Raw genomic sequence first — 12,095 nt, 5'->3', positions numbered from 1 at the left:
TCGGTGATCGAGGAACGTCTTCCACAACTGGTCCCGTTCGCCGACCTCGGCGAGCGTGCGCGCCACAAGCTCCTCCAGCACGCCAGCACCCTGGACATCAAGCCCGGCCTGAAGCTGCATGCGCGTGACGAATGGCGCCACCTGATCTTTCTCCTTGAAGGCCGGGTAATCCTGTCTGACGACGGCCAGTCGGTCATCCTCAAGGGCGGCAGCCCGGAATCCCTGAACCCACTGTTCAACGAACGCGATTACCACAGCCACGCGATCGCGGCGAGTAGCGGGCGTATCGCCCTGTTCGACCGCAAGGTCTACGAAAACCTGATCGATGGCGCGCGCGAAGGTGTGGAGGTCAGCGAGATCGAGCTGTCCGACCTTGAGGGCGAGCTGTTCACCAGCATCTACACCCGCGCCTTCTCCGGCGAACTGCAACTGCCGCAATTGCCGGAAGTGGCACTGCACCTGCAGGCGGCGCTGAAGGACCCGGACGTCGATATCGAGCGCGTCACCCGCATCATCGAGGAAGACCCCAGCGTCGCCGCACGCCTGCTGTCGGTGGCCAACAGCCCGGCGATGGGGAGCCAGCGCGAGGTCTCGCGACTGGCCGATGCGGTCTCCCGTCTCGGCCTCGAACGGACCCGGCAACTGGTGATGGCGCTCGCTGCGCACCAGGTCTTCATTCGGCGCGACAGCCCCTACCACGGCCTGCTGGAACGCCTGTGGCGGCGTTCGTCCCGCGTCGCGGCCATCAGCTGCGTACTGGCGGACCAGAGCGAGGCAGTCGATCCGCAAAAGGCCCTGCTGGCCGGGCTGCTGCATCGGGTCGGTGCATTGCCCATCATCGGCGAGGTCGCCCGCAGCCACCCCGACCGCAGTGCCGAGGACATCGAGCGCATCCTCTATCGCCTGGAAGGCCTGATCGGCGAACTGGTTGCTCAACAGTGGGGCCTGGCTTCCGATATCATGGCGGCTATTCGCGATTCCGGTGGCCCGGAAACCGCTACGGCAGCACCCCTGACCGATATCGTGCGCATCGCTCGCAGCGCCTGCACGCGCGATGGCGACGACGCCCTGGCGGACCGGACGCCACTGGCCAAGTTGAACGCCGTGGCACGATTCGGCTTTGTGCTCGACGACGACGGCCAGCTGCCGGCAATCGACACGGCCCGCCGCGAGATTGACGCGCTGATCCGCGAGGTCGCCTGACCCCGATCGCGCCGCTATCGCCCCCTGATCGGGCGGAGCGACCGCAACCCATTCAGGGAAGACCCTATGACCACTCGAACACGACCCCAACCTGGCGAAAAACAACGCGCCGCCGACAAGGTCGCGCGCATCCCGGTCAAGATCAGCCCGACCGAGCAGCCGCAGCGCAAACCGAAGTGGATCCGCGCCCAGAGCCAGGCTCGGCCCGAGGTGCAGCGTATCAAGCGCATCCTGCGCGACCAGAAGCTGCACACCGTCTGCGAAGAGGCGAGCTGCCCGAACCTGGGCGAATGCTTCGCCCACGGCACCGCCACCTTCATGATCATGGGTGACATCTGCACCCGCCGCTGCCCGTTCTGCGATGTCGCCCACGGCCGCCCCGAGGCCCTCGACCCCGACGAGCCCCGCCACCTGGCGGAGACCATCCAGGCGCTGGGCCTGAAGTACGTGGTCATCACCTCGGTGGATCGCGACGACCTCCGTGACGGTGGCGCCGGCCACTTCGTGGACTGCATCCGCGAGGTCCGCACGCTGAATCCGAACACGAAGATCGAGATCCTGGTGCCCGACTTCCGCGGCCGCATGGACCGGGCGCTGGAGATCATGCACCAGGCCCCGCCGGACGTCTTCAACCACAATCTCGAGACGATCCCGCGGCTTTACCGCGAGGCGCGTCCCGGCGCCGACTATCAATGGTCGCTGGAGCTGCTGAAGCGTTTCCGCGAACAGCACCCCGGGGTGCCGACCAAGTCCGGTCTGATGCTCGGGCTCGGCGAGACCCGCGAGGAGCTGCTGGAGGTCCTGGCGGACCTGCGCGAACACGGCTGCGACATGCTGACCCTGGGGCAGTACCTGCAGCCCTCGCGCCATCATCTTCCGGTCACGCGCTTCCTGGCACCGGAGGAGTTCGACGACCTCGGCGAGGCCGCACGCGAAATGGGCTTCAAGCAGGTGGCCAGCGGGCCCATGGTGCGCTCTTCCTACCACGCCGACCTCCAGGCCCAGGGCCTCGAAACCGCCTGACCCGCCCTGTGCCCCCTCCCGCTGGGGCGCTGTCCCGTGCCCTGAGGCGGGACCTGGTTTGACCTCTGGAGTTTACGGTGGCTTCGGGCCACCGCCTGCCTGCGCTCACTCGCGAGCGCGCCGCGAGTTACTTCTTTGCTCGTGCAAAGAAGTAACCAAGAAACACGCCCGGAATTCGCCCAGGAACCTTGCTCCGGACGCGCCAGGCCGGCGGCGCTGAAACTCGCTACGCTGTCGCTTCGCTCAGACAGTCAGCGCCTTTTCTCCGTCCTGTCACGCCCTCCACAAGGGGCTCATATCGGGAGGGAAGATCAAAACCAGTTGTCTTCCAGCGCTTCTGCCTATCCCGTACGCCGTAGGGTGCGTTGAGCGTAGCGAAACGCACCGTGCCAACGCCGGGGCAACCCTGATGCGATTCGCTGCGCTCATCACATCCTACGATGGGGTCTGGCGCCCGCTGGCGGGCGCGGCACGCCAGGGCTGCAGGCCGCGCGTGCCCAGGATGTCGGAACACCTTGCCTCCATCCATTGGCACGAACGTCAGAGCGGCCGTTGTCTTGACCTTCATCCCCCGTATGAAGCCCCTTGCGGAGGGGTCCTCGGGACGGAAAAGAGGCGCTGACTGTCTGAGCGAAGCCGAAGGCGTAGCGAGTTTCAGCGCCGCCGGCCCGAGGACCCTGGAGCAAGGTCCCCGGGCGGAATCCGGGTGCCCTTCTTTGGGTACTTTCTTGGGCAAGCAAGAAAGTACCTCGCGGCGCGCTGGCGAGACAGCGCAGGCAGGCGGCCGGACGAAGCCACCGTAAACTCCAGAGGACGAACCAGGCCCAGCCTCAGGATGCGGGACAACGCCCCAGCGCCAGAATACGGACGAGCTCGGGCGGCAAAGAGGGTTCATGCCTGATGCTCGCGACCGCCGCGGGAAACAGCTGTTCGGCTAGATGGGCGAGCAGTTGCTCGCGGACGCGGGTGGCGTCCACCGGGCCGAGCAGATGCTGCATGGAGGTCGCGGCGAGGCCGGGATAGCCACAGGGGTTCATGCGCTGAAACGGCGCCAGATCCGGGGCGATGTTCAGCGCCAGCCCATGGATGCTGCGCCCGTGCCGGATGCGCAGCCCGAGCGCCGCAATCTTGGCCCCGTCCACATATACCCCTGGCGCCTGCTCCCGGCGCTGCGCGTGGATACCCCATTGCGCGAGCGTATCGATCACCGCCTGCTCCAGGCCTTCGACCAGACGCCGGACCCCGATCCCCAGTCGCGGCAGATCCACCAGCGTGTAGATGACCAGTTGTCCGGGGCCGTGCCAGGTCACCTGTCCCCCGCGATCGATCGCGATCACCGGCGTCGCGCCGGGGTCCAGCAGATGCTCGGGGCGGCCATTACGGCCCTGGGTGAAGACGGGGGGGTGTTCAACGCACCAGAACGCGTCCGGCCGGGTCGCATCGCGCTCCCGGGCCTGGAGTTGCATCGCCTGCCAGACAGGTACGTAGGGCTGCATACCCAGCAGGCGGGCCACGGGCCCGGGGACGAGCGGACCGGTCACAGGATCATGCGGACCCGGTCACAGCGCCCCAGGGCCCGGTAGAGGTCATCGAGCTGGGCCTGACTGGTCGCGGTGAAGGTGATGGTGATGCCGACGAAACGCCCGCCACTGGAGGCGCGCTGCTGGATCACGGCGTCGTCCGGGTCCGGCACATGCTCGGCCACACAGGCCTCCACGGCCTCCAGGAGCTCCGGGTGCGAGTCGCCCATGACCTTGATCGGAAAACGACAGGGAAACTCGATCAGGCTTTCGCGCTCGTCTGTCATGCGCACCCCTCGACTGGTGCCCGGGACGGGTGAGCGTCGCGCTTTGCCTGCTGATACGCGGCATGAACGGCCTGCCAGCCCGGGCCCGGGACCCCGGCTCCGACCGGATGGCCGTCGAGCCGACAAACCGGCAGGAGCTCCTTGGTGGAACTGGTCAGCCAGATCTCGTCGGCCGCACGCAACTGGGACTCGGACAGATCACGCTCCACAACATCGAGACCGCACTGGGCGGCCAAGCGCAGGACCAGGGCCCTTGTTACCCCCGGGAGCAGCGATGATGCCAGCGGAGGCGTAACCAGCGTGCCGTCGACGAGGGCGAACACATTGCTGGCCGCACCCTCCGTCACCTGACCGTCGCGCAACAGGATGGCCTCGACTGCATCCTGTTCGCGGGCCTCCTGACGCGCGAGCACGTTGGCCAGCAGCGTAGTGGCCTTGATGTCACAGCGGGACCAGCGCGTATCGGGCCCCGTCACCGCCGCGACCCCGGCCTGGCGGATCGTGTCCGGCAGTGGCGCGATCGGATTCGCCATCGCAAAGACCGTGGGCGGCCCGCCGGCGGGAAAGGCGTGGTCGCGCGGGGCAACCCCGCGCGTGACCTGCAGGTACAGCCCGAGATCGATGGGCACATCCCCCTCGTTGCGCCGGACGAGCTCCTCCAGCATGCCCCGCCACTGGTCGAACGACAGCGGCGATTCGAGGCGGATGGCGTCCAGCGAGCGCTGCAGCCGCTCAAGGTGTTCCGTCAGCAGAAACAGCTGCCCGGCGTAGCTGGGGATTACCTCGTAGACCGAGTCCCCGAACAGGAATCCGCGATCCAGCGGGGAGATACGCACCGATTCGAGCGGCATGAAGTCGCCATTGAAATACGCAACGCTCACACTCGCCCCGAGTCAGAACGGCCAGACCGAGCGCAGCGACAAGGCAGCACCATCCCATAGGCGACGCACCAGCCCGCCCTCCTCGATCTCTTCAAGGGCGACGACCGGCTGCTGCCCGATCAACTCGCCATTGAGACGGGCCTGCACCTCGCCCACGGCGGCCCCTGCGGCCAGCGGCGCTTCCAGCGGCTGGTTCAATTCCATTGTGGCCTCAAGGTTGTCACCGCGGCCCGGGGGCACGATCACCCAGAAATCCTCGGCCAGCCCGACGGACACCTCGCTATCCGCACCACGATAGATGCGCGGGCTGCCCAGCTGCGTCCCCGCCTCGAACAGACGCTGGGGTTCGGTAAAACGCATGCCCCAGTTGACCAGGGCCTGCGACTCGTTGGCCCGACGCGTACCACCCTCCTGGTGGTTGGAGGCCTCGATGCCCAGCACCACGGCGATCAGGCGGCGATCGCTGCGCTTCGCCGACGAGACCAGGTTGTAACCGGCCGCGGAGGTCCAGCCGGTCTTCAGGCCATCGAAACCGGCGTCACGCCAAAGGAGCATGTTGCGGTTACTCTGCGAGATATCGTTGAACTCGAACGAGCGCTCGCTGTAATAGCCGTAAAGGTCGGGGAACTCGCGAATCAGCGCCCGAGCCAGCAGCGCCATATCCTGAGCAGAGGTGGATTGCGGCTCATCGGAAGGCAGCCCGTGCGAGTTGGTGAAATACGAGTTCATCATCCCGAGTTCACGCGCCTGGCTGTTCATCATGTCGACGAACGCCCCCTCGGAACCGGCCACAGCCTCGGCGAGCGCGGTGGAGGCATCGTTTCCGGACTGGATGATCATCCCGCGCAGCAGGTCCTCGACCTTCACCTCGTCGCCGACCTCAATAAACATGCGCGACGCGCCCCGCATACCCGTGCGCCAGGCCCGCTCGCTGATGGTCACCGTGTCCTCGAGCCCCAGCCGCCCGTCGCGAATCTCGCCGAACACGACGTAGGCCGTCATCAGCTTGGTCAGGCTCGCGGGTTCGCGATCAACATCCGCCTCGCGCGAGGCCAGCACCAGACCGGAATCGAAGTCCATCAGCGCATAGCTCTTCGCCGTCACGTCAGAGGGCGGGCTGGGGATCCCGCTTGGCATGGCCCCACCACTGCCCGGAACCGGCAGGGGCTCACCCGCCATCGCCGGCATGGCGGCAACGCACACGGCCAGGGAGAGGGTCATCAGGGCGCGGCGGGCGACAGAATGGAGCGGGGGGATCATGGTGGTTCGAGGCCTCCTGTAGAGATGGCTAACGATAGCAGACCGGGCCCGAGCAGATGAACGCAAACGGGCCCGGCGGCACAAAAACTGAGCGATACGCGATGTCAGTCGTCAACGATGCGGTAGTCGACGTGGGCGGCCTCCTGCAGGCGCTCGGTCGCCTCCTGCAGCTCGACCTCTTCCAGCGGGCCGATACGCACCCGATGCAGATCCGCCTGCTCGTCGCGTTCCAGCGTCGAGATCTCGATCGACTCGAAGCCCAGGGCCTCGAGATCGCGCCGGATCTCCTCCGCCGTTCGGCGTTCGGAAAACGCCCCGATCTGCACCCAGCGGCCGTTGTTCGCGGCGGCCTCTGGGGCGTTCGCTTCGGAAGCAGCGCGCGCGTCATCAGACGATGTCGCGACCGGGCTGCTGCCGCCCCCCTGGCTGGCCTCGGCGAGCACGATGGGTTCCGGCACTGGCGGGCGCGATTCGGCCACACGCGGCGAATCGACGTCTTCCGGCCCCACGGCACGAATGCGCACCGGGGCCACACCGGCATCGGTCATGTCCAGCCGATGCGCCGCCGCATAGGAGAGGTCAATGATGCGTTCATCCACAAAGGGTCCGCGATCATTGACCCGCACAATCACGCGACGGTCATTCTCCAGGTTCACGACCTCGACATAAGTCGGCAGCGGCAGCGTCTTGTGGGCTGCCGTCATCGCATACATGTCGTAGGGCTCGCCACTGGAGGTTCGCCGGCCGTGGAACTTGGTCCCGTACCAGGAGGCCAGACCCTCTTCCTCGAAGCCGGTGCTAGTGCGCAGGGTACGGTAGCGCTGCCCGAAGACCTCGTACTCGGGCGGGTTCCCGTAGCGACTCGGGGGCTCGTCGGTCGGCACTGCGTCGGGGATCAGCGCCAGATCCTGCGGGATGTCATCCGGGTCCGGGTAGGCGTCATACGCCGCATCGCCCAGCGGGCGATCCGGGTCTGCCTTGCGATCGGGGGCCGACGAGCAGCCGGCCAGCATCAGCGCGAACAACACCGCCGCCGCGGCGGCGGCCGCGCCAGGGCGGCACCGTTTACTCGGCAAAGGCCTCGGCCAGCTGGTGGACGGCCATCGCATACAGCGGGCTCCGGTTGTAGCGGGTGATCACATAGAAATTGGGATAGCCAAGATAGTATTCATACCCGTCCTCGCCCTCGAGGCGAATGAACGAGTACTTCCCGTCCTCGGCCACGGACTCGTCGGGATAGATGCCGTGCTCGGCGAGTTCGTCGAGATCAAAGCGGGCCTGGTAATTGCGGCTGATCAGCTCCTCGTGGGCATCCCCCTCGACCCGGGCGCGTGCCACCACCGGCTCACCGGTCTGCCAGCCATGCTCGCGGAAGTAGTTGGCGACACTGCCGATCGCATCCGGCCAGGAGTTCAGCAGGTCCCGGCGACCATCGCCGTCGAAGTCCACCGCGTAGTGACGGTAGCTGGACGAGATGAACTGTCCGCGCCCCATCGCGCCGGCGTAGGAGCCCCGTGTCTCGCGGACATCCAGGTCCTCCTCCTGCACCAGGGTCAAAAACTCGCCCAGTTCGCGGCGGAAGAAGTCCGCGCGCGGCGGGTAGTCAAATCCCAGCGTGACCAGCGCATCGAACACTCGGAAGCCCCCGGTGTTGCGCCCGTAGTTGGTCTCCACGCCGATGATCGCCGTGATCATCGCCTGCTCGACGCCGAAGGTCTCCTCGGCGCGCGCGAGGGTCTCGGCCTGCTCTTCCATGAAGCGCTCGCCGCGCTCGATGCGCAGGTCGTTCACGAAGATCGGGCGATAGTCCTTCCAGGGGCGCGCCTCGGCAGGGGCCGAGATCAGGTCGAGGATGCGTTGCTGGGGATCGGCCTCGGCGAACATACTCTCCAGCTCGTCGCGATCCATGCCCGCCTCGACCTGTTCGTCGATAAAGGCCTGGACCTCCTCGCGCTCCAGGTACGGCGGATCACCGGCGCGAAACTCGGACCCCGAGACGTTCGACAGGGAGCAGGCCCCCAGTGACAGGATCAACCCGGCCTGCAAGAGGACGGAACGAAGGGTGCCCAGCGGGCGGAGGTTGAGGGTCATCGATTCACCAGGCGCTTTTGCGACGCAATGCTCATGAGAATACCGAAGGCGACCATAAGCGTCACCAATGATGTGCCGCCGTAGCTCACCAGCGGAAGCGGCACGCCGACCACGGGCAGAAGCCCTGTCACCATCGCGATGTTGACCACCATATAGACGGCGAAGGTCAGCGCCAGGCTGCCGCCCAGCAAACGGGCGAAGCGATCCTGAGCGAGGGCCGAGATCCACAGCCCGCGCGCCACGATCGCAAAATACAGCAACAACAGGAGTGCGACACCGATAAACCCGAATTCCTCGGCGTATACCGCAAAAATGAAATCCGTGGAACGCTCGGGCAGAAAGTCGAGGTGCGACTGCGTGCCATTCAGCCAGCCCTTGCCGTACAGCCCGCCGGAGCCGATCGCGATCTTCGACTGGATGATGTGATAACCGGTCCCCAGCGGATCCGACTCCGGATTGAACAGGGTCAGCACCCGCTGGCGCTGATAGTCATGCATCTGCAACCACAACGCCGGGATCGCGGCGGCCGCGGCCAGTCCCAGCCCGACGAACCAGCGCCAGCTCAGCCCCGCCAGGAAAATCACCAGGAAACCAGCGGCACCCACCAGCATCGCGGTCCCCAGATCCGGCTGGCGCATGATCAGAAAAACGGGCACCAGGATCAGGGGCACCGTCACCAGCAGGTCGCGAAAACGCGGCCGATCGTTGCGAGTGGACAGGTACCAGGCGACCATCATCGGCACCGCCAGCTTCATGATCTCGGAGGGCTGGAAGCGCATGAAGCCGAGATCCAGCCAGCGTCGCGCCCCCTTGCCGATCTCGCCGGCGACCATGACCGCCAGCAGTAGCGCGACACCAGCCACAAACAGCCAAGGCGCGAGGGACCGCAGAGTACGCACGGGGATCTGCGCGACCAGCACCATCGCGGTCACGCCGAGTCCGATGCGCATGGCCTGACGCTCCAGGGCATTCATGCTCTCGCCGGAGGCACTGAACAGCACCGCCAGCCCCACCAGCAGCAAGATGCCGATCAGCACCAGCAGCACGCCATCCAGGCGCAGGCGCCCCAGCACCCACTGCCCTAGCGGCATCTCGCGCCCCGTCACGCTGATCATTCGTCCTCCGCCACGTCGAGCGTCATTCCGGCATCGCCTTTCAGGAAGGCGTCCATCACCTCGCGGGCTACCGGGGCCGCCACACGACCGCCCGAGCCGCCGTGCTCGACCAGCACGGCCACCGCGATCTGCGGATCGTCCGCGGGCGCATAGCCCACGAACAGGGCGTGATCCCACAGATGCCGGGGCAGCTCGTCCTCGTCGTACTCCTCGTCCTGGCCCAGCCCGAAGACCTGCGAAGTGCCGGTCTTGCCCGCGATGCGGTAGTTCGTCGGCGGGCGGCTGCCAATCGAACCCCAGGCGGTGCCATGGCGCGTATGTACGGCCTCGATCAGTGATTCGTGAATCGTGTCCCAGTGCTCCGGGGCCGCCTGCACCGGCTCGCGAGGCTGCGGCAGCAGCCGTTCGAGTTCGCCGTTGCCATTGTCCATCGACTGCAGCAGGCGCGGCTGGATGCGCTGCCCGCGCCCGGCCAGCGTCGCCGTGAAGTCCGCCATCTGCAGCGGTGTCGACAGCATGTAGCCCTGGCCAATCGCGGTGATCAGGGTCTCGCCGGGGAACCAGACCTGGTCGTGCGTCGCTCGCTTCCAGTCACGGCTGGGCAGGATACCTGCGCGCTCGCCCGTGGCGTCGATACCGACGCGCTGCCCAAGCCCGAATGCCCCCAGCATCGGCACCATGCGGTCGATCCCCATCGTATGCGCAAGGTCGTAGAAATACACGTCAGAGGAGACCGCGATGGCGCGCGACATGTCGACCCAGCCATGCCCCTCCCGGCGCCAGTCACGATAGCGACGCTCATGGCCGGGGATCTGAAAATAGCCACGGGCGAACATCCGTCGATCCGCGGTGGTAATCCCCTCGTCCAGCGCGGCCAGCCCCACCAGGGGTTTGACCGTGGAGCCCGGCGGATACTGCCCGGTCAGGGCGCGATTGAACAACGGCCGCGCGGGGTCAGATTGAAGATCGGAAAAGGCGGCCTGGGAGATGCCGTGCACGAACATCTCGGGGTCGAATCCCGGGGCACTAACCAGCGCCAGCACCTCGCCGTTGTTCGGGTCCAGGGCGACAATCGCACCCCGCCGGCCCGCCAGCGACCGGTAAGCGGCACGCTGCAGGTCCGCGTCAATGGTGAGCGTAATGTCGGTACCGGCCTCCGGTGGTGTCACCGACAACTCGCGGATCACCCGTCCCTGGGCATTCACCTCTACCTGACGGTAGCCCGGGCGGCCGTGCAGCAGGTCCTCGTAGTAGCGCTCGATGCCGATCTTGCCGATATGCGAGCTGCCGGCGTAGGCACGCGGGTCCACCCGTGCCAGGTCCTGCTCGTTGATCCGGCCCACGTACCCGACCACATGCGAGAACTTGTCACCGAGCGGATAGAAGCGCATCGGACGGGCCTCGATCTCCACCCCCGGCAACTCGTGCCGCGAGACCGCGATCCTGGCCACCGTGGTGTCGTCCAGGCCCGCCTTGAGCAGCACCGGCTGGAAGGGTCGGCGCTGGCGCACGCCGCGGCGGAAGCGTTCGATATCCGCGTCGGAGAGCTCGACAAAGTCATGCAGTCGTTCCAGGAGGTCATCGAGATTGCCAGCCTGTTCAACCGTCACCTCCAGCTGGTAGGAGGCGCGGTTGCCCGCCAGCAACTGACCATTGCGATCCCGGATCACACCGCGACTGGGCGCAATCGGCTCCACCCGCAGCCGGTTGTTCTCCGACAGCGTGGTGAAATGGGTATGCGCGCCGACCTGAAGCCCCGACAGGCGCCAGCCGATCAGGAGCAGGACCGCGGCGAGCAGGACCAGTGCCAGCAGGATGCGCACGGCATACCGCTGCTGGTCCTGTTGTTCCTGCCCGTAGTCATCGCGCCCGGCCATCTCAGCGGACCGCCACAACAACGAACGCCGCGCACCCGGCGACCCCCGACCCCGGGGATACGGGGACGATCCACGCCACGCGCTGACGCCGGGCCGCTACCGGCTCAGATCTTGCTCTTCTGGTAACGCTTGTAGCTGGCAACAATCTCCGCCTTGGCCTCTTCGGCGCCTACCCAGCCCTCAACCTTGACCCACTTGCCCTTCTCCAGCTCCTTGTAGCGCTCAAAGAAGTGCTTGATCGAGTCCAGCAGTTCCTTCGGCACGTCTTCCGGGCCCTTGAATCGCTCGGACTGCGTGCACAGCTTGCTCACCGGAACCGCCAGGATCTTCGCGTCGACCCCGGCCTCGTCGGTCATTTTCAGCATGCCAATCGGGCGCGAGCGCACGACCGAGCCCGGCAACAGCGGCACCGGGGTGATCACCAGCACGTCCACCGGGTCGTTGTCTTCCGACTCCGTGTTCGGGATGAATCCGTAGTTGCACGGGTAGAACATTGCGACCGCCATAAAGCGATCGACCACCAGAGCCCCGCTGTCCTTGTCCATCTCGTACTTGACGGGCTGGCCCTGGGTGGGGATCTCGATCACCACGTTGATGTCGTTGGGGAGATCCTTGCCGGCTTCGATCTGGTTGAGGTCCATGCTTGAGTATATTCCGATTATTTTGAAGAGCGGGGCATTATACAGGGGAGAGCCTCCGCAATGGCACCCGTCGCCGTCAGGCCAGGGAGCCACGGGCTGTATTGAGCGGTTGCGGCCGATTACCCTCAGGCGGTATAAGACCGCGCTCGGGAAACGGTTTGCGCCGCACCACCGCGGCCCTTTCACGATAGCCATTC

At 66.3% G+C, this 12,095-nt stretch carries 11 protein-coding genes; 2 read left to right on the top strand and 9 right to left on the bottom strand.

Annotated features, from left to right (window positions below):
- The first annotated feature begins 3 nt into the window (after window positions 1–3).
- Complete coding sequence (locus F468_RS0106080; protein ID WP_026296499.1) at window positions 4–1,203, top strand: HDOD domain-containing protein; 1,200 nt, start codon at window positions 4–6, stop codon at window positions 1,201–1,203.
- 66 nt (window positions 1,204–1,269) lie between these two features.
- Complete coding sequence (lipA, locus tag F468_RS0106075) at window positions 1,270–2,226, top strand: lipoyl synthase (RefSeq protein ID WP_018994767.1); 957 nt, start codon at window positions 1,270–1,272, stop codon at window positions 2,224–2,226.
- A gap of 830 nt (window positions 2,227–3,056) precedes the next feature.
- On the opposite strand, the gene lipB is transcribed toward lipA, so the two are convergent.
- The 9 genes from lipB to ppa form a co-directional block, all read right to left on the bottom strand.
- A complete protein-coding gene (gene lipB, locus F468_RS0106070; protein WP_018994766.1) occupies window positions 3,057–3,767 on the bottom strand; it encodes a lipoyl(octanoyl) transferase LipB in 711 nt (236 codons plus the stop codon).
- Window positions 3,764–4,033 carry a YbeD family protein gene (locus F468_RS0106065; RefSeq protein WP_017925710.1) on the bottom strand — a complete coding sequence of 90 codons (270 nt, stop codon included), beginning with the start codon at window positions 4,031–4,033 and terminating at the stop codon, window positions 3,764–3,766. Before F468_RS0106065 ends, lipB begins: the two co-directional genes overlap by 4 nt.
- Window positions 4,030–4,914 (bottom strand): D-amino acid aminotransferase, encoded by an 885-nt coding sequence (locus tag F468_RS0106060; RefSeq protein WP_018994765.1) that lies wholly within the window; start codon window positions 4,912–4,914, stop codon window positions 4,030–4,032. Before F468_RS0106060 ends, F468_RS0106065 begins: the two co-directional genes overlap by 4 nt.
- A 12-nt stretch (window positions 4,915–4,926) precedes the next feature.
- Entirely contained in the window at window positions 4,927–6,174 is a 1,248-nt protein-coding gene (locus F468_RS0106055; RefSeq protein WP_018138668.1) for a D-alanyl-D-alanine carboxypeptidase family protein, read from the bottom strand.
- Between the two features lie 104 nt (window positions 6,175–6,278).
- Window positions 6,279–7,283 carry a septal ring lytic transglycosylase RlpA family protein gene (locus tag F468_RS0106050; RefSeq protein ID WP_038049044.1) on the bottom strand — a complete coding sequence of 335 codons (1,005 nt, stop codon included), beginning with the start codon at window positions 7,281–7,283 and terminating at the stop codon, window positions 6,279–6,281.
- A complete protein-coding gene (gene mltB, locus F468_RS0106045; RefSeq protein ID WP_018138666.1) occupies window positions 7,240–8,265 on the bottom strand; it encodes a lytic murein transglycosylase B in 1,026 nt (341 codons plus the stop codon). The genes F468_RS0106050 and mltB overlap by 44 nt, the downstream gene beginning before the upstream one ends.
- Window positions 8,262–9,380, bottom strand: a complete 1,119-nt coding sequence (gene rodA / locus F468_RS0106040) for a rod shape-determining protein RodA (protein WP_018994764.1) — start codon at window positions 9,378–9,380, stop codon at window positions 8,262–8,264. Before rodA ends, mltB begins: the two co-directional genes overlap by 4 nt.
- Complete coding sequence (gene mrdA, locus F468_RS0106035) at window positions 9,377–11,257, bottom strand: penicillin-binding protein 2 (RefSeq protein ID WP_018138664.1); 1,881 nt, start codon at window positions 11,255–11,257, stop codon at window positions 9,377–9,379. Before mrdA ends, rodA begins: the two co-directional genes overlap by 4 nt.
- A 104-nt stretch (window positions 11,258–11,361) precedes the next feature.
- On the bottom strand, window positions 11,362–11,898 hold the full coding sequence (gene ppa, locus F468_RS0106030) for an inorganic diphosphatase (protein WP_018138663.1): 537 nt from the start codon (window positions 11,896–11,898) through the stop codon (window positions 11,362–11,364).
- Between the last annotated feature and the right edge of the window lie 197 nt (window positions 11,899–12,095).

The organism is Thioalkalivibrio sp. ALJ2, assembly GCF_000378325.1.
Lineage (GTDB): Bacteria > Pseudomonadota > Gammaproteobacteria > Ectothiorhodospirales > Ectothiorhodospiraceae > Thioalkalivibrio.
The sequence above is the reverse complement of the archived record's forward strand: the minus strand, read 5'-3'. Positions and strand labels throughout refer to the sequence as shown.

Bases quoted from the DNA above. Each gene is read 5' to 3' on its own strand.
- rodA (WP_018994764.1), bottom strand. From the start codon at position 9,380: ATGATCAGCGTGACGGGGCGCGAGATGCCGCTAGGGCAGTGGGTGCTG.
- F468_RS0106050 (WP_038049044.1), bottom strand. From the start codon at position 7,283: ATGCGATGGCCGTCCACCAGCTGGCCGAGGCCTTTGCCGAGTAAACGG.
- F468_RS0106065 (WP_017925710.1), bottom strand. From the start codon at position 4,033: ATGACAGACGAGCGCGAAAGCCTGATCGAGTTTCCCTGTCGTTTTCCG.
- lipA (WP_018994767.1), top strand. From the start codon at position 1,270: ATGACCACTCGAACACGACCCCAACCTGGCGAAAAACAACGCGCCGCC.
- mltB (WP_018138666.1), bottom strand. From the start codon at position 8,265: ATGACCCTCAACCTCCGCCCGCTGGGCACCCTTCGTTCCGTCCTCTTG.
- mrdA (WP_018138664.1), bottom strand. From the start codon at position 11,257: ATGGCCGGGCGCGATGACTACGGGCAGGAACAACAGGACCAGCAGCGG.
- F468_RS0106055 (WP_018138668.1), bottom strand. From the start codon at position 6,174: ATGATCCCCCCGCTCCATTCTGTCGCCCGCCGCGCCCTGATGACCCTC.
- ppa (WP_018138663.1), bottom strand. From the start codon at position 11,898: ATGGACCTCAACCAGATCGAAGCCGGCAAGGATCTCCCCAACGACATC.